This is a genomic window from Nakamurella sp. A5-74 (assembly GCF_040438885.1).
Lineage (GTDB): Bacteria > Actinomycetota > Actinomycetes > Mycobacteriales > Nakamurellaceae > Nakamurella.
This window is the reverse complement of sequence record NZ_CP159218.1, coordinates 1,373,295-1,390,799: the sequence shown is the minus strand read 5'-3', so window position 1 is coordinate 1,390,799 and position 17,505 is coordinate 1,373,295. Positions and strand designations below refer to the sequence as shown.

Here is a 17,505-nt window from a genome sequence, read left to right as displayed (position 1 = left end):
TCACCACCAACTCTCGTGGTGCAGCTGCCTGTGTCACGTCGACCCCTGGAATTGGTGGGAGGGAACTCCGTGCGTCATCGGGCGGAACCCCGACGACGCTACGAGCGGTGGATTGCCGGCGGGTGCAGACGGTGTTTCCGGCAGGTAACCCGGCGCTGCGTCGTCCGGATCCGATTCCTGCAGCCAGTCGAGCAGGCCGCAGACGACTGCGGTGCAGCTGCCGCAGCCGGTCGTCGCCCGGGTGGTGGCGGCGACCTCCGCCACACTGCGCCCGCCACCGACCCAGCAGGCGACGATCTCGCCCTTGCTCACCGCGTTGCAGGTGCACACCGTCGTGTGGTCGGGCATCCGGGTCGGGTTGACCACCTCGGGTGCGGCGACGACGGACCGGACCAACAGCTGTGCAGGGTCTGTCGGGACCGGGGTCCTGCGCAGGTAGGCGCTGACCAGGTCGGCGGTCACCTGGCCACCACCGATGCAGGTCCCCCCGATCACCCGGTCACCCGCCAGCACCACCTCGAGGTGCCGACCGCCCTCCGGGTCGCTCAACGTCACGCTGCGCGTGGAGCCGGCCGCGCCGCCGCCGGGCGCACCTGTCGGGCCGCCGCCCCCCGGCGCGGAGACACCGAAGGCGACCAGATCGAGCCCGTCGCCCTTGACCTTCACCACGTCCGTGGGCGACGCGGGCCAGGCACTCGGCGTCGCCCCGGACGGGGCAGCAGCAGACGTGGTGGCCGTGGATCCGGTTGCGGCACCGACGATCTCGGCGGACGGAGCCGCAGCATCGGCGTCGAGTTCGGTCACGATCCGGACGGCGAGCCGCCGGCTCTGCTCCCACCCCTGCGCGATCAGTCCGGAGCTGCCCTCCAGGGGCTGGGCGCAGTCGCCGATGGCGCAGACACTGCTGTCCGTCGGGGAGGCGAGGTCCGCGTCCACCAGCACCCCGTGTTCGACCGGGAGGCCGGCGGCGACGGCCAGGCCCACCTCCGGGGTCGTGCCGCAGGCCAGCACCAGCAGACCGGCAGCCAGGTCGATCGGCGGCCCGGCGGCAGATCCGGTCGGTCGCAGTCGGATCCCGCACATCGCGCCGTCCGCCAGCAGGACCTGCTCGGTCGACACCTCCGTCAGCACGGTGACCTCGGCCACCCGCAGCCGCCGGGCGGCCACCGCAGCGGCCGCCGGAGCGAACTGTCGGTCCATCACCCCGCCGTGGGCAGCCAGCGTCACCGCCAGCCCGCGGACCGCCAGCCCGGCGGCGACCTCCACTCCGAGGACACCGGCCCCGACGACCACGGCCGCAGCGACGTGATCACTCCTGGCGATGATCTCCGCGACGTCGTCGAGGGTCCGGAGGGCATGGGCGCCGACGGGCAACGCCGGTTCACCGTCCGCGTGCTCGAGCGCCAGTCCCGGGACCGAGGGGATCCGCGCCGCGGCACCGGTGGCGAGCACCAGCAGGTCGAACGGATGCTCGTCCCCGGCTGCATCGTGCACCAGCCGCGCCCGACGGTCGATGCTCATCGCAGCGCGACCGGTGAGCAGCCGGTGACGCAGGTCCGACCTGGTCGGCAGGGTCAGCGACCCGAGTGCTGTGCGGCCCGCCAGCACGTCACTGAGCAGCACGCGGTGTACGCGGGGTGCAGTTCCGCGCCCAGCTGGGTCACCCGGGTCCGGCAGTCGAGGTCCCTGCTCAGCAGATCGTCGACGAATCGGCTGCCGACCATCCCGTCGCCGATCACCACGATCTGCATCGGGTGCGATCTGGTCCACCTCATGCGGGGACCGGCGCCGGTGAACCGGTCCGCAAAGCGCCCGCGTCCTGGTCCGAAGAAGCCGCGGCCTCGACCGACACCGCGCAGACCTTGAACTCCGGCATCCCGGAGATCGGGTCGGTGGCGTCATTGGTGATCCGGTTGACGCTGCCGGCGCCGGCGAAGTGGAACGGCATGAAGACGGTGTCGGGCCTGATCCGCTCGGTGAACCTGGCGGGTGCGACCACGGTCCCCCTTGCCGATCTCAGGCGTACCCGGTCGCCGTCCTCGATGCCGAACCGGTCGGCCAGCAGTGGATGGATCTCGACGAACGCGCCGTCGGCCGAGCGGTTCAGCTCGGGGACCCTTCGGGTCTGGGCGCCCGACTGGTAGTGCTGCAGGATGCGCCCGGTCACCAGGTACACCGGAGCGTCGGGTCGCAGGTCGTCCGCCGGTCCGCGGTGCTCGACCGCCACCAACCTGGCCCTGCCGTCGGGGGTGGGGAAGGAGTTCGCGAACAGTCGTGGGGAGCCAGGGTGCCGGTCGGCACCGACGGCCGGACACGGCCAGAACAGCCCGTCACCACCGGAGTGCTCGTCCTCGTCGAGGCGGGCGTGGCTCAGCCCGCTGTAGTCGGCGCGGCCGCCGGCACTGGCTCTGGCCAGGTCGTCGAACACCGCTGCCGGATCGGTGTCCAGGACGGGGCCACCCAGTCGACGCGACAGCTCGGCCAGGATCCACAGCTCCGACCGCACCTCGGGCGGCGGGTCGACGGCTCGTCGGCGGCGCAGCACCCGCCCCTCCAGCGACGTCATCGTCCCCTCCTCCTCGGCCCACTGGGTGACCGGCAGGACGACGTCCGCGAGCAGCGCCGTCTCGGACGGCACGACGTCACAGACGACCAACAGATCCAGCGAACGGAGTCGCTCGACGACCCGATCCGCGTCGGGCGCGCTGACCACCGGGTTGCTGCCGTGCACCAGCAGCGCCCGCGGTCCACCGGGACGCCCGAGCGCGGACAACAGTTGCACCGCAGGCAGTCCCGGCCCCGGCAGGGACTCCTCCGGTACTCCCCAGACCCCGGCGACGAACCGCCGGGCGGCCGGGTCGGAGATCGACCGGTAGCCGGGCAACTGGTCGGCCTTCTGGCCGTGCTCGCGGCCGCCCTGCCCGTTGCCCTGCCCGGTGATCGCTCCGTACCCGCTCCCCCTGCGGCCGGGCAGGCCGAGGGCCAGCGCCAGCGAGATCGCAGCGGTGACGGTGTCGGTGCCCTGGCTCGACTGCTCGACGCCGCGACCGGACAGCACGAAGACGCCGGCGCCGCCCCGGGAGGGCGAGGCGGCCGCCAACCGACGTGCCGTTCCGCGCAGCACCGAAGCGGCGACGCCGCACACACTCTCGGCCCGCTCGGGCCACCACGCGGACACCGACCGCAGCACCTCGTCGGCGCCGGTGGTCCTGGCCGCCAGGTACTCGTGGTCCACCAGTCCCTCGGCGAACAACACGTGCAGCAGTGCCGAAAGCACCACCAGATCGGTCCCCGGCACCGGCTGCAGGTGCAGTCCCTGGCCGGCGGATCCCAGCGCGGCAGTGGCGCTGCGGCGTGGGTCGACGACGATCAGTCCGCCCCGGTCGCGAACCCCGGCCAGATGGGCGACGGCCGGTGGCATCGTCTCGGCGATGTTGCTGCCCAGCAACAGGATCGCGTCCGCAGTCCCGAGATCCGCCAGCGGGAACGGCAGGCCGCGGTCGATCCCGAGGGAGCGGTTGGCCGCCGCTGCCGCGCTCGACATGCAGAACCGACCGTTGTAGTCGATGTTCGGTGTGCGCAGCACGATCCGGGCGAACTTGCCGAGCTGGTAGGCCTTCTCGTTGGTCAGGCCCCCGCCGCCGAACACCGCCACCGACTGCGGCCCGGATTCCGTGATGAGGGCCTGCAGGCGTTCGGCGATGTGGTCGAGGGCGACCGGCCAGGACACCGCGCCGAGTGCACCGTCGGGACCGCGGAGCAGCGGTCTGGTCAGCCGGTCGGGGACGCCGAGCACCGTCGCGCTGGTCCAGCCCTTGCGGCACAGACCGCCGCGGTTCGTCGGGAACGCGCGACCGGCCACGATCGGCAGGGATCTGTTCGGCTCCCCGTCACCGGCCGGCCCGTCACCGGACTGCCCGCCGGGAGCCCGGTCGGCGACCGGGGTCAAAGCCATCCCGCACTGCAGCGCGCAGTAGGGGCAGTGCGTGGCGACGGAGGTCATCAGCGCGGTCAGATGGCGTCGGCGCCGAGCGGAGTGGTGCGTCGCACATACACCGCCCAGGTCACCACCGCCATCACGAGGTAGACGCCGACGAAGATCCACAGCGCCGGGACCAGCGAGCCGGCCACCGACTTCGAGATGGCGAAGCCACGGGGAATGAGGAATCCACCGAACGCTCCGATCGCACCTGCGATGCCGATGCACCCCGCCGCTGCCCGTCTGGCGGCTGTCCTGGCGGCAAGGGTCACGGTGCCCGTCGCGTCCGGCTCGGCCGTCGCCTGGAACACGGCGGGGATCATCCGGTAGAGCGAGCCGTTGCCCAGGCCACTGGCTACGAAGAGCACCAGGAACGACGAGAGGAACAGTCCGAAGCCACCTCCGCGGAGCGCCGTGATGACGCCGATGGCAGCGAGCGCCATCACGCAGTACGACACGACGGTGACCCGGCCCCCACCGAGGCGGTCGGCAACGAAGCCACCCAGCGGACGGGCGATCGATCCGACCAGCGCGCCGAGGAAGGCGATCGACAGCGTGACCGTCGGGTACTGGCTCTTGATCAGGGTGGGGAACGCCCCCGAGTACCCGATGAAGGAGCCGAAGGTTCCGATGTAGAGGAAGGAGATGATCCAGGTGTGACGCGACCGGGTCGCGGCAGCGAACGCCTTCGGATCTGATCGGGTGGCGGCGAGGTTGTCCATCCACTTCCATGCCAGCACCGCGGCCAGCAGGATCAGTGGGATGAACATGAGTCCCGCGCGCTCCAGGTGGATCCCGGCGGCGCCGACGATCACCAGCGGAACGGCGAACTGCACGGCCGCGGTACCCAGATTGCCGCCGGCGGCGTTGAGCCCGAGGGCCTTGCCTTTCTCCGCTTCCGGATAGAAGAACGAGATGTTCGCCATCGACGAGGCGAAGTTGCCGCCGCCCACCCCGGCCAGGGCCGCTACCAGCATCAGTACCGCAAAAGGCACCCCAGGATGCTGGACCACGATCGCCAGCGCTGCGGTCGGCAGCAGCAACAACAGGGCGGACACGACCGTCCAGTTGCGGCCACCGAACCTCGGGACCGCGAAGGTGTACGGGATGCGCAGCGTCGCCCCGACCAGACTCGGGATCGCGATCAGCCAGAACTGCTGGTCGACGCTGAGCGCGAAGCCGGCAGCCGACAGTTGCGGCACCACGATCGACCACAGCGCCCAGACGGCGAAGCCGAGGAACTCCGCGAAGATCGAGATCTGCAGGTTCCTGGTGGCGACCCGACGACCGCCGCCGCGCCAGAAGGTCTCGTCCTCCGGTTCCCACACCTCGATCCGGCGGCCGGCCGGGCGCCGACGCTCGAGGTTGGGCGACGGGGCAGCCGAAACATCGACAAGGTCGACGGGTGGTTCGGGTGCGGATGAGGTGATGGATCCGACGGGCACGGCCACGATGCGCTCCTGGGGTCAGAGTGTGATGGCGCACCCCCCGTCATTGCGGGGCAACTGACGACAACGCTAGGCAGCGTGTGTTTCGCCGAGCGCCGTCGCCCGTGAACTCCCCGTGTCCGGCTACGCACAGAGCCCGCGGGGGATCTGAGAGCTTCTCGGGGGCCCCGGTGGCAACCGCCTCAGGAGCCCAGTGCCCGCTCGATGTCGCCGGCCAGGTCGTCGGGCTTGGTGGTCGAACCGAACCGCTTGATCACGGCGCCGTCCCGCCCGATGAGGAACTTGGTGAAGTTCCACTTGATCTTGGAGGTCCCCAGCGCTCCCTTGGCCTCCGCGCGCAGCCAGGCGAACAGCGGATGGGACTCGCCGCCGTTGACGTCGACCTTGGCGAACATCGGAAAGCTCACCCCGTGGTTGACCTGGCAGAACTCGCCGATGGCCTCGGCGTCACCCGGCTCCTGCCCACCGAACTGGTTGCACGGGAACCCCAGCACGACGAGCCCCTGGTCGCGGTAGGTCTGCCACAGCCGCTCCAGCGCCGTGTACTGCGGGGTGAAACCGCAGTTCGACGCGGTGTTGACGACCAGCACGACCTTGCCCGCGTACTCGCTCAGCGGGGTCGTCGTGCCGGTGAGCGCATCAGCAGTGAAGTCGGACAGAACGGTCATGGACAGCTCCAAACGGGGTGACGGGACGTGCGGTGGCAGCACTGCCGGGTGGTTCGCGCCGGGCCCGACCTCGGATGGCCTCCGGCGACCATGCTCCCTACGCTGGCAGCATGAGCACCCGTCCGCCGGTCCGCAGGTTCCACGGCCGGATCGCCGGTGCCGGCAGTTCCAGCGGGGTCCGGCTGGTGATCGGCCGCTGGCACCGTTCGCCGCTGGGCAGCTTCTCCGACGTCATGCTGCAGCAGCCCGACGGCCGGCGCATCCTGCTCGCCCCGACGCAGAGCGTTGCCGCCTTCGTCTCCGAGACCTACACCTTCGACGAGGTGCGCATCGCCCCGGTGACCGTCACCGGCACCGGGATCTGGCGGGTCGACGCCGGCGCACTCCGGGTCAGCCTGACCATCGGTCCGGTGTCGGGGCTGGGCCGGCTGCTCGCTCTGGTGCCGACGGTGCTGGCCGCCCGCCCGTGGTGGAACACTGCGATCGACCCGCTGGCCCGCCGGATCCTGCCCGGAGTCAGCACCCGTGGGACGGCCGGCGGCGGCCGGCGCGAGTACTACGGAGCCACCGGACAACGCACCATCGCCGCGCTCACCGGCCGCTGGGAACGGACCGATCTGGGCATCCTCACCGACGTCACGCCATCGGTCGGGTTCGGCTTCTCCTCGACCCCCGCGACCCCGTCCGTGACCACCCTGGTGACGACGATCGTCGGCTGAGCCGCAGTCAGGCGGCGGTGCCAGGTTCCCGGCGGTTCGCCACCGACGGATCGCTCATCGCCCAGCGCACGACGCCGGCACCGACCCTGCCCAGCAGTCGACCGGGCGCGTCCCACAGCACCATCGGAGGCGGCAGCCGCAGCTCGCGACGCGCCCAGCCGGGCAGCGTGGCGATGGCGCCGGCGGCCAACAGTCCGTAACCGGGTCGCGAGGCGACCGGCAGCGGCGGATCCAGCAGCAGGAACTTGGCTGCGTCCCGACAGGCGGCGGTGGCCCGGAGCTCCGGCCGGTAGGCCGCCATCCGCGCGTGCAGCTGGGCCACCGTCGTCGGCGGGTTCCGCACGCCGAGCTTGCCGGCAACGATCGCGCTCTGCTCGACGTACCGGTCGGCTTCTGCCGCCGTCAGAGCCGTCCCGCCGAACTGCTGGTAGGTGCACAGGAACGAATCCACCTCGGCGATGTGCACCCATTCCAGCAGGTGCGGATCGTTCGCTGAGTAGGGACGACCGTCGTCGGCCCGGCCCACCACCGCGCGATGGACTCCGGTCACCTTGGCGATCTCGGCCTCGGCATGCGCGATGATGCCGAACGTGGTGGTGGCCAGGAAGCGGCTCGTGCGCTCCAGCCGTCCCCACGGATCACCGCGGAATCCCGAGTGCCCGGCCACCCCGGCCATCGCCAACGGATGCAACGACTGCAGCAACAGTGCGCGCACTCCCCCGACGAACATCGACGCGTCGGCGTGCACCCGCCAGATCGGATCCTCGGGAGTGAACCACCGCGGGCCCGCGGATCCCCAGATCGTCCGAGCGCGCTCTTCGGCGTCCGCGCCGGCGACGCGATCACGCAAGGACTTCGCCAGCGCACGGCGCAGCGGGGCGAGCGGGGCCAGGATGTCGGGGGTCACCCCACCACAGTGCCCTTCGCGCGCCGATCGATGCATCCGTCAGGACCTCGTCGGCGTTCATCCCGGTCCGCTGCCGTTCTCAGCAGGCTCCCAGGGAGCGGCTCTAATCTGGGGCGATGTCCGACACCATCCCCGCTGCGGCACTCGGCCGCGTCGCGACCGCCGGCTCCGGGTCCCGGCCCGATCCGCGCCTCGACGACGCCCGGGTCGGATCGATCGGTGAACCGGTCTGGGGGGCACTCGCGATCCTCGGCGCCGTCATCGCCGCGGTCGGCATCCTCGGGCTGGATGCCACGATCGGCAGCGACACGGTGCGGGGCCGCGAGCTCCGCGCGTCCACGATCTCCGAGTACGTCTACAGCTCCGGTTCGTGGGTGTTCAACCTCGCGGTGCTCGGGCTCGCTGTCGGCTCGGCGGCGCTGGTCGTCGGGCTGGTCCGCTCCGGCCTGCTGCGCCGGCGATCCGCCGGTGCGGTGCTGCTGGCTGCCTGGGTCGTCGGCCTCCTCGGCGTGGTGGCGTTCCCCAAGCACAACTGGGCCGTCGGCCCGTCGTCGTCGGGATCGATCCACCGGTTGGCCAGTATGGTGGCCTTCCTGTCGATCCCGCTGGCCGTGCTGTTCGTCGTCCGGCGCCGCGAACGGCGCGCATCCCGCGCTGCGGGCGCTGCCTGGTGGCTCAACATCGGCACTCTGGCGTTCCTGACGATGCTGGTCGGCGCGATCCTCTACGGCGCTGTGGCGGATGCATCCTGGTGGCGCGTGATCCCGCTGGGTCTCGTGGAGCGCGGAATCGTCGGCTTCGAGGTGGCCTCGGTGGTGGCCCTGGGCGTCTGGGCGATCCGTGGTCGCCGGCGGTCGGCATCGAACGCCATGCTCACCGCCTGATCAACCCACCGGCCGGAGCTGTCGTCGTCCGCCACGATCAGCCCTCGACGCCGAACTCGATGCGCGTCCACCAGCGGTAGGTGTTCCCCGGTCGCAGGATTCCCCTGGCCGCATCGTCCGCACCGCCGTTTACCGCATTCGGATGCGCCTGTGGCTCCAGACAGAACGCTCCGCCCTGCCGGGCCGTCACCCCGTCGCGCAGCGGCTTGCTGCCGTCCAGGAAGTTGCCCGTGTAGACCTGCAGGCTGTCCTGGTCTGTGCACATCGTCATCGTCCGGCCGCTGACCGGCTCGACCACCCGGGCGACCGGCGTGCTGCGACGATCGGTGCGGTCCCGCAGCAGGTAGTCGTGGTCGATGCCACGGGTGATGCCAGTCTGGGCCGACCGGGTGTGCAGCTGTTCGCCGATCCTCACCGGCTCCCGCAGGTCGAACGGTGTGCCTTCGACCCGGTCGATCCCACCCGTGGGGATCAGGTCCGCACGGACCGGTAGAACACTGTCGGCGTCGACCCGGAACACATGCTCCTCGATCGAGCAGGGCCGGCCGGCCAGATTCCAGTAGGTGTGGTTCGTCAGCGACACCGGCGTCGGCGCATCGGTGACGGCGCTCATCTCGATCGTGAGGGCGCTGGCGACAACCGTGTAGGTGACGGTCACATCGAGGTTGCCGGGGAAGCCCATCTCGCCGTCCGGATTGCGCCGGGTCGCCGTCAGGCTCTGCGCACCGTCCTCCGACGTCTCGACGGCCGAGAGAGCAAACGTCTGCTTGTCGAATCCCTGCGGTCCGCCGTGCAGCGCGTGCTCGCCCTCGTTCGGGGTGATCCGGTACTCGCGGCCGTCGACGGTGAACCGGGCACCGTCGACGCGGTTGGCGATCCGGCCGATAGTGGCCCCGAGGAAGTCACCGTCCTCGAGCCAGCCCTGCTCGTCGTCGAACCCGAGCGTCACCTCGCCGGAATTCCCGTTCCGGTCAGGGGTGTGCACGGAGGCGATGCGCGCGCCGTGGTCGATGATCGTGACGGCCAGGGACCCGCTGACGAGCTCGACGCTGTGCATCCGTCCGAGTGTGCCAGCAGCCCCTGGACGTGTCCGCCCGCGGGTGGCGACCGCCAGCACCGCGATCGTGAGTGGCAAACGACCATCAGGACCGCGAACGTGAGTGGCAAACGACCGCCACTACCGCGAACATAGGGGGCAAACGACCGCCAGTACCGCGACCGTGGGGGACGACGAACGCCCCGTCCGGCGGACCGGGACGGGGCGTTCGGGTGGAGCGATGAGGGCGAAGCAGGCCTACTTGGCCTTCTCCAGCACCTCGACGAGCCGCCAGCGCTTGGTGGCGGACAGCGGCCGGGTCTCGGCCAGCAGCACGCGGTCGCCGACACCTGCGGTGCCCTGCTCGTCGTGCGCCTTGACCTTGCTGGTGCGACGGATGACCTTGGAGTAGCGCGGGTGCTTCACCCGGTCCTCCAACTCGACGACGATGGTCTTCTCCATCTTGTCCGAGACGACGTAACCCTCACGGGTCTTGCGCTCGCCGCGGGCAGCAGCCGCAGCCTGCGGGTCAGTCTCTTCGGCTGCCGGAGCAGCGGTGGGCTCGCTCATGCGGCGCCTTCCTCGGAGTCCGGGCCGACCGACAGGCCGAGCTCGCGCTCACGCATGACGGTGTACACCCGGGCGATGTCGTGCCGGATCGTACGGAGCCGGCGGTTGTTGTCCATCTGGCCGGTGGCCAGCTGGAAGCGGAGGTTGAACAGCTCCTCCTTGGCTTCGAGCAGACGAGAAAGCATTTCGTCACCGGACAGCTCACGGAGCTGGTCGGCGGCGGACTCGCGGACCACCACGGTGGTCTCGGCGGGTTTGGCGTCGGCCTTCTTGTCAGCCTTGGAAGCCTTGGGGGCCTTCGCCGCCTTGGCAGCCTTCTTCTCGTCGACGGTCACCGCAACGGTGTCGTCGGCGGTCTTGTCAGCGGTCTTGTCTGCCATCACTCACTGCCTTCACGGGTAACGATGCGACACTTCATCGGCAACTTGTGGATTGCACGACGCAGCGCCTCACGGGCGATCGCCTCGGTCGGGTAGCTCATCTCGAAGATGACCCGGCCTGGCTTGACGTTGGCGACCCACCACTCCGGGGATCCCTTACCGGAACCCATCCGGACCTCGGCGGGCTTCTTGGTGAGCGGACGGTCCGGGAAGACGTTGATCCAGACCTTGCCGCCACGCTTGATGTGCCGGTTGATGGCGATACGAGCGGACTCGATCTGCCGGTTGGTGACGTAGGCGGGCTCCAGGGCCTGGATGCCGTACTCGCCGAAGGTCACTGCGGTGCCACCGGTCGCGAACCCCGTCCGGTGCGGACGGTGCTGCTTACGGTGCTTGACCCTGCGGGGGATCAACATGGTGCTCAGGCCTCCGATCCGGCGGTTGCCGGGACTGCAGGTGCGGCCTCGTCGGCCGCGGGAGCGGAATCGGCTGCACGCGAGGCGTCGGTGGAGGTCGGGGTGGTACCGGCGGAGCCGCCGCGACGACGCGGGCGATCCGCCGCCGGTGCTCCGGTACGCGGGCCGGAGCCCGGTCGCTGGGCAGCAGCCGCTTCAGCGGCCTTCTGCTCGGCGAGAGAACCGGTCTTGTCACCCTTGTAGATCCACACCTTGACGCCGATGCGGCCGAAGGTGGTCTTGGCCTCGAAGAAGCCGTAGTCGATGTCGGCACGCAGCGTGTGCAGCGGGACGCGACCCTCGCGGTAGAACTCGGACCGGCTCATCTCGGCGCCACCGAGGCGACCCGCACACTGGATCCGGATGCCCTTGACGGACCCGGAGCGCTGCGCGGACTGCATCGACTTGCGCATGGCGCGACGGAACGACACGCGGTTCGACAGCTGCTCGGCCACACCCTGGGCAACGAGCTGGGCATTGCTCTCGGGGTTGCGCACCTCGAGGATGTTCAGCTGCACCTGCTTGCCGGTGAGCTTCTCCAGCTGGCCACGCAGACGATCGGCCTCGGCGCCGCGGCGGCCGATGACGATGCCCGGACGCGCGGTGTGGATGTCGACGCGGACCCGGTCACGGGTGCGCTCGATCTCCACCTTCGCGATGCCGGCGCGTTCCATGCCCTTGTCCATGAGCTTGCGGATGGCGACATCCTCAGCCACGTACTCGGCATAGGCCTTGTCCGCATACCAACGGGACGTCCAGTCGGTCGTGATGCCCAATCGGAACCCGTGCGGGTTGACTTTCTGGCCCACTAGGACGCACTCCCCTTCGTGCTGGTGCGGCTGCCGGCGGTGCGACGCGAGCGGCCGGATTCCCGGCCCGCCTCGGTCTTGACCTCGACGACCTCGATGGTGATGTGGCAGGTGCGCTTGCGGATGCGGAACGCACGACCCTGGGCGCGGGGCTGGAAACGCTTGAGCGTCGGCCCCTCGTCCGCGTAGGCGGTCTCGATGACCAGTGCCTCGCGGTCGAGTCCCAGGTTGTTCTCGGCGTTGGCCACCGCGGAGGCGACGACCTTGGCCACGATCTCGGCAGCAGCCTGCGGGGCGTACCTCAGGATCGCCAGCGCGTCGGTCGTCGACCGACCACGGACCAGGTCGATGACCCGCCGGGCCTTCATCGGCGTCGTCCGCACGAAGCGTGCCTGAGCCCGGGCGCGCGGCAACTGCGTTGCCTGTGCAGCCTTCGGATTCATTCTCGATTCCTTCTCTGTAGAAGTCTTGTGCTGTGCGGGATCAGCCGCGGCGGGCGCGACGGTCGTCCTTGACGTGACCCCGGAAGGTACGCGTCGGGGCGAACTCGCCGAGCTTGTGACCGACCATCGACTCGGTGACGAACACCGGGACGTGCTTGCGGCCGTCGTGGACAGCGATCGTGTGCCCGAGCATGTCGGGGATGATCGTGCTGCGGCGCGACCAGGTCTTGATGACTGCCTTGGAGCCCTTGTCGTTGGCGACATCCACCTTCTTGAGGAGGTGGTCGTCGATGAACGGGCCCTTCTTCAGTGAACGGGGCATGATCAGCGCTTCTTTCCGGACTTGCGGCGGCGGCGGACGATGAGCTTGTCGCTCGCCTTGTTCGGGCGACGGGTGCGGCCCTCGGGCTTGCCACCCGGGTTGACCGGGTGACGGCCACCGGAGGTCTTGCCCTCGCCACCACCGTGCGGGTGGTCGACCGGGTTCATGGCGACACCTCGGACGGACGGGCGCTTGCCCTTCCACCGCATCCGGCCGGCCTTGCCCCAGTTGATGTTGGAGTGCTCGGCGTTGCCGACCTCACCGATCGAGGCGCGGCACCGGACGTCCACGTTGCGGATCTCGCCCGAGGGCAACCGCAGCTGGGCGTAGGGGCCGTCCTTGGCGACGAGCTGCACCTTGCTGCCGGCAGACCGGGCGATCTTGGCGCCGCCACCGGGGCGGAGCTCGATCGCGTGGATCACGGTGCCGACCGGGATGTTGCGCAGCGGCAGGTTGTTGCCCGGCTTGATGTCGGCCTGCGGGCCGGTCTCGACGGTCGCACCCTGCACGAGACGGTTCGGCGCCACGATGTAGCGCTTGTCGCCGTCGGCGAAGTGCAGCAACGCGATGCGCGCGGTGCGGTTGGGGTCGTACTCGATGTGAGCGACCTTGGCCGGCACGCCGTCCTTGTCCGCCCGCCGGAAATCGATCAGCCGATATGCCCGCTTGTGACCGCCGCCCTGGTGGCGGGCGGTAACCCGTCCGTGGACGTTGCGGCCACCCTTGCTGTGCAGCGGCGCGATGAGCGACTTCTCCGGCGTGTCGCGGGTGATCTCGGTGAAATCACTCACCGAGGCTCCGCGACGACCCGGGGTCGTCGGCTTGTACTTACGGATACCCATGTCTGTTCAGTCCTTGTCCGCGCTCAGGCGCCCGAGAAGATCTCGATCGGCTTGCTGTCCGAGGACAGCGTGACGATCGCGCGCTTGGTCGACTTCCGCTTGCCGAATCCGGCCCGGGTGCGCTTGCGCTTGCCCTGGCGGTTCAGTGTGTTCACCGAGACGACGGTGACCTCGAAGATCTGCTCGATGGCGATCTTGATCTGCGTCTTGTTCGCATCCGGGTGCACCTCGAAGGTGTACCGGCCGGTCTCGAGCAGGCCGTAGCTCTTCTCGGAGACCACCGGCCGCAGGATGACGTCGCGGGGATTGGCGATCACTTGCCGGACTCCTTCTCGACTGAAACAGCGTCGGTGCTCTGCGCCGGCCGCGTCTTCTGGGCGAACGCCAGGAACTCGTCCAGCGCGGCCTTGGTGAAGACCACGTCGTCGGAGATCAGGACGTCGTAGGTGTTGAGCTGGTCGGCGCTGATCAAGTGCACGGTGTGTGCGTTGCGCAGCGACTTCCAGGCAGCCTCGTCGGTCCGCTCGATGACAACCAGCACGTTGCGGCTGGTGGCGACCGCAGCCAACGCCGCGAGGGCGGTGCTGGTGGACGGGGCAGTGCCCTCGACGAGCGAGGACAGCACGTGGATGTTTCCGGAGCGAGCCCGGTCGGAGAGGGCGCCGCGCAGGGCAGCGGCCTTCATCTTCTTGGGGGTGCGCTGCAGGTAGAGGTGCGGCCGCGGGCCGTGCACAACGCCACCGCCGACGAACTGCGGCGCGCGGGTCGAGCCCTGGCGGGCGCGACCGGTGCCCTTCTGGCGGTGCGGCTTGGCGCCACCACCGCGGACCTCGGCGCGGGTCTTGGTCGAGTGCGTTCCCTGGCGGGCAGCAGCCAGCTGGGCGACGACGACCTGGTGCATCAGCGGCACGTTGGCCTGCACATCGAAGATCTCGGCGGGCAGTTCGACCGAGCCGTCGGCCTTGCCGGCCGGACTGGTGATCTGGACGGTGGTCATCAGGCAACGACCTTTCCGGCAGCAGCGGACTTCACTGCGCTCTTGATCATCAGGACGCCACCCTTGGCACCGGGGACTGCGCCCTTGATGAGCAGCAGACCCTTCTCGGCGTCGATGGCGTGGATGGTCAGGTTCTGGGTGGTGATGGTGACGGCGCCCATGCGACCGGCCATCCGCATCCCCTTGAAGACGCGGCCGGGGGTGGAGCAGCCGCCGATGGAGCCGGGGGCGCGGTGCTTGCGGTGCACGCCGTGGCCGCTGGAGAGGCCCTTGAAGCCATGCCGCTTCATGACACCCGCGGTGCCCTTGCCCTTGGTCGTGCCGGTCACGTCGATCTCTGCGCCCGCCTCGAACACCTGCTCGATGGTCAGCTCCTGGCCGACCTCGTAGCCGGCGACGTCGGTGGTGCGCAGCTCGACCAGGTGGCGACGCGGCGTGACGCCGACCTTCGCGTAGTGGCCGGCGACCGGCTTGGTGACCTTGCGGGGGTCGATCGCGCCGAACGCGAACTGCACCCCGGTGTAGCCGTCCTTCTCGGACGTCCGCACGGCGGTGACGACGACCGGTCCCGCGGCGACGACGGTCACCGGGACGACCCGGTTCGACTCGTCGAACACCTGCGTCATCCCGAGCTTGTGACCCAGGATGCCCTTCAGATTGTTGGCCATGATGTTTTCGAACCCATCTCCTCGAACGCTGTCATCCGAGGTTTCACGAGAAGTGCTGATCAGGGGCGTGAACCGCTGGTCAGTGCCTACTGGATGTTGACGTCGACCGATGCCGGCAGATCGATGCGCATCAGCGCGTCGACCGTCTTCGGGGTCGGATCGAGGATGTCGATGAGCCGCTTGTGCGTACGCATCTCGAAGTGCTCGCGCGAGTCCTTGTACTTGTGCGGCGAGCGGATGACGCAGTACACGTTCTTCTCGGTGGGCAGCGGCACGGGGCCGACCACGCGGGCACCCGTTCGGGTCACCGTCTCGACGATCTTGCGCGCTGAGGCGTCGATCGCTTCGTGGTCATAGGCCTTGAGCCTGATGCGGATCTTCTGTCCGGCCACGCTTGCCGTCCTTCTCATCGTCGGGGGCACTGACCTCGAGGCCGGTGCCGTCCTGCTGCTGTCGTGCTGTCGGTCGTGCTGAACTGCCGTGGCGGGAGGCGCCGGGCACGTAGAAACACCCGACTCTGTCCGGATCTCAGGTCACAGTCCGCCCTCGGGCGGACCGGGACGCACGCATGCGCCGCCTGACTCCATCGCTGCCGCTGTTCTCGTGTCCAGGACGTCCGAACCGCACGAGTCACCGTTCCGCTCGCGCGGTGGTGTCCGTCTTGTTCGGCGGCCGCATCGGTGTTGACCCGATCAGCCCGCCTGCATCGCCCGGAGCCGGCCCGCCCCGCCTGCGAGAGGCGGTTCGAATCCCGTCGGGTGTGTCGATGATCGAGACCGGCAGTGGAGACTGCGTCGGGCGCGAATCAGTGCACACCCCGTCCGGGGCAACCATGCAAGTATGCCCCACGGCTGCTGCCCGGCCAAATCGATCTCGTCCCCTGCGGGTGCGAGGTCCATCACCAGCCGAACTCCTCGATCTGGACGTCCCGGCGGGCCACCCCGGCGGCGAGCGTGGCAGCGCGGACGGCCGTGGTCCACTCCGGTGGTCCGCAGATCAGCACATCGCGATCGGCCACGTCGGGCACCAGTCGCTGCAGTTCCGGTGCGTCGTCCGCCACGTGGCCCGCGGGAAGCCAGGATCCGTCCGCGCGGCGCGCGCCGGTCAGGACGATCAGTTCGACGTTCCGCCGCCGGGCGAGCTCCGTCATCTCCGCGAGCAGTACCGCCGTCGTGCTGTCGTGCACCCGATGGATCAGCACAGCCTCCCCCGGCCGCAGCGGCAACCTCTCCAACAGTGACCTGAACGGCGTGATCCCGATGCCGGCGCTCAGCAGCAGCAGTCGCGGGTGGCGTCGACGGTCGCCGACGACCGAGCCGTATGGACCTTCGACGACGACCCTGACGCCGATCTGAAGTCCGGCAGCACGTCGGCCGGCGTCGCCGGTACGGCCGACGGTGATCCGCAGCCGGTCGGCGGTCGGCGCGGCAGACAGCGAGTACGGATGCCCGCGCGTTCGGCCGGACGACCCGAGGAAGCGCCAGATGAAGAACTGGCCGGCACTCACGCGCAGCCGATCGAGACAGCGGCCGGTCATCGTGATCGTGGTGGCGCCGCCCGACTCGGGCCGCACGTCCACCACCCGCAGACGGTGCCGGGCGGATCTGACGATCGGCACCCCGACCCGGAACCACAGCACGGCGCCGAGCGCTGCGAGGTAGAGCCCCCACCAGTAGGGCACCGTCCAACCGGTGGCGAAATCGCGGCTGACGAGTTGGTGCGGCAGGGCCAGTGCGATCCCGACGTAGGCCCACAGATGGATCAGGTGCCACGACTCGTAGCGGATCCGCCGCCGGGCTCGCGTCGCCGACGTCACCACGACCAGCACCAGCACCAGGGTGCCGATCGTCGCGATCAGCATCCACGGGTCGAGGAGGAACACCCGCAGCAGCGCCGCACCGGGTCTGGCCCGATCCTGCAACTGTCGCTGCACCGCGAACAGCAGTACGTGAGCCACCATCAACCCGAACGACCACTGTCCGAGTCGGCGGTGTCGCCGCATCAGCACCGTGCGTCCCCAGGCCCGTTCCAACCAGGGCAGTCTGGCCAGGAAGATCACCTGCAGCACCAGCAGGTTCGCCGACAGCAGGCCCGTCAGCAGTGCGTGAACCTCCTGCACCTGCAGCGGGTGGCGCAGGAAGTACAGCGCAGCACCTGGGGTCCGGAACGCGATCCAGGTGGTGACGAGGATCGACGTGACAGATCCGATCATGACGACAGCGGCGACGGTCCTGTCGACGCGCCGTTGCCGTCCCGGCGGTGTCCGCCTCGCCGGATCCATCCCGCCAAACTACTGACCGCGAGGGCGTCGTCGGTGCAGACTGCCGCGGAGCCGGAACGGGCCGGACGATGCACCGGGCCCTCCCGGCTCCGACGGC

20 protein-coding genes are annotated in these 17,505 nt (G+C 69.8%); 2 read left to right on the top strand and 18 right to left on the bottom strand.

All coding sequences use genetic code 11. From position 1 onward, the window contains the following. Nucleotides 1–33: 33 nt before the first annotated feature. From ABLG96_RS06345 to ABLG96_RS06330, 4 genes are all read right to left on the bottom strand, one after another. Complete coding sequence (locus ABLG96_RS06345; protein WP_353650536.1) at nucleotides 34–1,623, bottom strand: FAD-dependent oxidoreductase; 1,590 nt, start codon at nucleotides 1,621–1,623, stop codon at nucleotides 34–36. A gap of 148 nt (nucleotides 1,624–1,771) precedes the next feature. Continuing rightward, a complete protein-coding gene (locus tag ABLG96_RS06340) occupies nucleotides 1,772–4,003 on the bottom strand; it encodes a molybdopterin oxidoreductase family protein (protein WP_353650535.1) in 2,232 nt (743 codons plus the stop codon). A gap of 8 nt (nucleotides 4,004–4,011) precedes the next feature. Continuing rightward, nucleotides 4,012–5,424 carry a nitrate/nitrite transporter gene (locus ABLG96_RS06335; RefSeq protein WP_353651401.1) on the bottom strand — a complete coding sequence of 471 codons (1,413 nt, stop codon included), beginning with the start codon at nucleotides 5,422–5,424 and terminating at the stop codon, nucleotides 4,012–4,014. 185 nt (nucleotides 5,425–5,609) lie between these two features. Further along, nucleotides 5,610–6,095 carry a glutathione peroxidase gene (locus ABLG96_RS06330; protein ID WP_353650534.1) on the bottom strand — a complete coding sequence of 162 codons (486 nt, stop codon included), beginning with the start codon at nucleotides 6,093–6,095 and terminating at the stop codon, nucleotides 5,610–5,612. 110 nt (nucleotides 6,096–6,205) lie between these two features. Here ABLG96_RS06330 and ABLG96_RS06325 point away from each other — a divergent pair, with 110 nt between their 5' ends. After that, the gene (locus ABLG96_RS06325; RefSeq protein ID WP_353650533.1) at nucleotides 6,206–6,814 is read left to right on the top strand and encodes a hypothetical protein; all 609 of its coding nucleotides are present in this window, start codon (nucleotides 6,206–6,208) and stop codon (nucleotides 6,812–6,814) included. A gap of 7 nt (nucleotides 6,815–6,821) precedes the next feature. Here ABLG96_RS06325 and ABLG96_RS06320 read toward each other — a convergent pair whose 3' ends face one another. Further along, on the bottom strand, nucleotides 6,822–7,721 hold the full coding sequence (locus ABLG96_RS06320) for an oxygenase MpaB family protein (RefSeq protein WP_353650532.1): 900 nt from the start codon (nucleotides 7,719–7,721) through the stop codon (nucleotides 6,822–6,824). Between the two features lie 116 nt (nucleotides 7,722–7,837). Between ABLG96_RS06320 and ABLG96_RS06315 the strand changes: the two genes are divergently transcribed. Beyond that, the gene (locus ABLG96_RS06315) at nucleotides 7,838–8,605 is read left to right on the top strand and encodes a DUF998 domain-containing protein (RefSeq protein WP_353650531.1); all 768 of its coding nucleotides are present in this window, start codon (nucleotides 7,838–7,840) and stop codon (nucleotides 8,603–8,605) included. Nucleotides 8,606–8,642: 37 nt separating this feature from the next. Here ABLG96_RS06315 and ABLG96_RS06310 read toward each other — a convergent pair whose 3' ends face one another. The 13 genes from ABLG96_RS06310 to ABLG96_RS06250 form a co-directional block, all read right to left on the bottom strand. Next, a complete protein-coding gene (locus ABLG96_RS06310; protein WP_353650530.1) occupies nucleotides 8,643–9,662 on the bottom strand; it encodes an aldose epimerase family protein in 1,020 nt (339 codons plus the stop codon). A gap of 237 nt (nucleotides 9,663–9,899) precedes the next feature. Continuing rightward, nucleotides 9,900–10,211 carry a 30S ribosomal protein S17 gene (rpsQ, locus tag ABLG96_RS06305; RefSeq protein WP_353650529.1) on the bottom strand — a complete coding sequence of 104 codons (312 nt, stop codon included), beginning with the start codon at nucleotides 10,209–10,211 and terminating at the stop codon, nucleotides 9,900–9,902. After that, the gene (rpmC, locus tag ABLG96_RS06300) at nucleotides 10,208–10,447 is read right to left on the bottom strand and encodes a 50S ribosomal protein L29 (protein ID WP_353651400.1); all 240 of its coding nucleotides are present in this window, start codon (nucleotides 10,445–10,447) and stop codon (nucleotides 10,208–10,210) included. Before rpmC ends, rpsQ begins: the two co-directional genes overlap by 4 nt. A 143-nt stretch (nucleotides 10,448–10,590) precedes the next feature. Beyond that, on the bottom strand, nucleotides 10,591–11,007 hold the full coding sequence (gene rplP, locus ABLG96_RS06295; protein ID WP_353650528.1) for a 50S ribosomal protein L16: 417 nt from the start codon (nucleotides 11,005–11,007) through the stop codon (nucleotides 10,591–10,593). Between the two features lie 5 nt (nucleotides 11,008–11,012). Next, nucleotides 11,013–11,855 (bottom strand): 30S ribosomal protein S3, encoded by an 843-nt coding sequence (gene rpsC / locus ABLG96_RS06290; protein WP_353650527.1) that lies wholly within the window; start codon nucleotides 11,853–11,855, stop codon nucleotides 11,013–11,015. Next, nucleotides 11,855–12,298: a 50S ribosomal protein L22 gene (gene rplV / locus ABLG96_RS06285; protein WP_353650526.1), complete on the bottom strand. Its 444-nt coding sequence runs from the start codon at nucleotides 12,296–12,298 to the stop codon at nucleotides 11,855–11,857. Before rplV ends, rpsC begins: the two co-directional genes overlap by 1 nt. 40 nt (nucleotides 12,299–12,338) lie before the next feature. Next, nucleotides 12,339–12,620: a 30S ribosomal protein S19 gene (rpsS, locus tag ABLG96_RS06280; RefSeq protein ID WP_353650525.1), complete on the bottom strand. Its 282-nt coding sequence runs from the start codon at nucleotides 12,618–12,620 to the stop codon at nucleotides 12,339–12,341. A gap of 2 nt (nucleotides 12,621–12,622) precedes the next feature. Next, a complete protein-coding gene (rplB, locus tag ABLG96_RS06275; RefSeq protein WP_353650524.1) occupies nucleotides 12,623–13,462 on the bottom strand; it encodes a 50S ribosomal protein L2 in 840 nt (279 codons plus the stop codon). 23 nt (nucleotides 13,463–13,485) lie between these two features. Then, nucleotides 13,486–13,779, bottom strand: coding sequence for a 50S ribosomal protein L23 (gene rplW, locus ABLG96_RS06270; protein WP_353650523.1), 294 nt, complete (start codon nucleotides 13,777–13,779; stop codon nucleotides 13,486–13,488). Continuing rightward, entirely contained in the window at nucleotides 13,776–14,459 is a 684-nt protein-coding gene (rplD, locus tag ABLG96_RS06265) for a 50S ribosomal protein L4 (RefSeq protein ID WP_353650522.1), read from the bottom strand. The genes rplW and rplD overlap by 4 nt, the downstream gene beginning before the upstream one ends. Next, nucleotides 14,459–15,127, bottom strand: a complete 669-nt coding sequence (gene rplC, locus ABLG96_RS06260) for a 50S ribosomal protein L3 (RefSeq protein ID WP_353650521.1) — start codon at nucleotides 15,125–15,127, stop codon at nucleotides 14,459–14,461. Before rplC ends, rplD begins: the two co-directional genes overlap by 1 nt. Before the next feature lie 86 nt (nucleotides 15,128–15,213). Then, the gene (gene rpsJ, locus ABLG96_RS06255; RefSeq protein WP_003938093.1) at nucleotides 15,214–15,519 is read right to left on the bottom strand and encodes a 30S ribosomal protein S10; all 306 of its coding nucleotides are present in this window, start codon (nucleotides 15,517–15,519) and stop codon (nucleotides 15,214–15,216) included. 506 nt (nucleotides 15,520–16,025) lie between these two features. Beyond that, nucleotides 16,026–17,339 (bottom strand): ferredoxin reductase family protein, encoded by a 1,314-nt coding sequence (locus tag ABLG96_RS06250; RefSeq protein ID WP_353650520.1) that lies wholly within the window; start codon nucleotides 17,337–17,339, stop codon nucleotides 16,026–16,028. Nucleotides 17,340–17,505: the final 166 nt, after the last annotated feature.

Bases quoted from the DNA above. Each gene is read 5' to 3' on its own strand.
- ABLG96_RS06330 (WP_353650534.1), bottom strand. From the start codon at position 6,095: ATGACCGTTCTGTCCGACTTCACTGCTGATGCGCTCACCGGCACGACG.
- ABLG96_RS06310 (WP_353650530.1), bottom strand. From the start codon at position 9,662: ATGCACAGCGTCGAGCTCGTCAGCGGGTCCCTGGCCGTCACGATCATC.
- rplB (WP_353650524.1), bottom strand. From the start codon at position 13,462: ATGGGTATCCGTAAGTACAAGCCGACGACCCCGGGTCGTCGCGGAGCC.
- rpsQ (WP_353650529.1), bottom strand. From the start codon at position 10,211: ATGAGCGAGCCCACCGCTGCTCCGGCAGCCGAAGAGACTGACCCGCAG.
- ABLG96_RS06315 (WP_353650531.1), top strand. From the start codon at position 7,838: ATGTCCGACACCATCCCCGCTGCGGCACTCGGCCGCGTCGCGACCGCC.
- rpsS (WP_353650525.1), bottom strand. From the start codon at position 12,620: ATGCCCCGTTCACTGAAGAAGGGCCCGTTCATCGACGACCACCTCCTC.
- rplC (WP_353650521.1), bottom strand. From the start codon at position 15,127: ATGGCCAACAATCTGAAGGGCATCCTGGGTCACAAGCTCGGGATGACG.
- rplP (WP_353650528.1), bottom strand. From the start codon at position 11,007: ATGTTGATCCCCCGCAGGGTCAAGCACCGTAAGCAGCACCGTCCGCAC.
- ABLG96_RS06325 (WP_353650533.1), top strand. From the start codon at position 6,206: ATGAGCACCCGTCCGCCGGTCCGCAGGTTCCACGGCCGGATCGCCGGT.
- ABLG96_RS06250 (WP_353650520.1), bottom strand. From the start codon at position 17,339: ATGATCGGATCTGTCACGTCGATCCTCGTCACCACCTGGATCGCGTTC.
- rplD (WP_353650522.1), bottom strand. From the start codon at position 14,459: ATGACCACCGTCCAGATCACCAGTCCGGCCGGCAAGGCCGACGGCTCG.
- rplV (WP_353650526.1), bottom strand. From the start codon at position 12,298: ATGAATCCGAAGGCTGCACAGGCAACGCAGTTGCCGCGCGCCCGGGCT.
- ABLG96_RS06340 (WP_353650535.1), bottom strand. From the start codon at position 4,003: ATGACCTCCGTCGCCACGCACTGCCCCTACTGCGCGCTGCAGTGCGGG.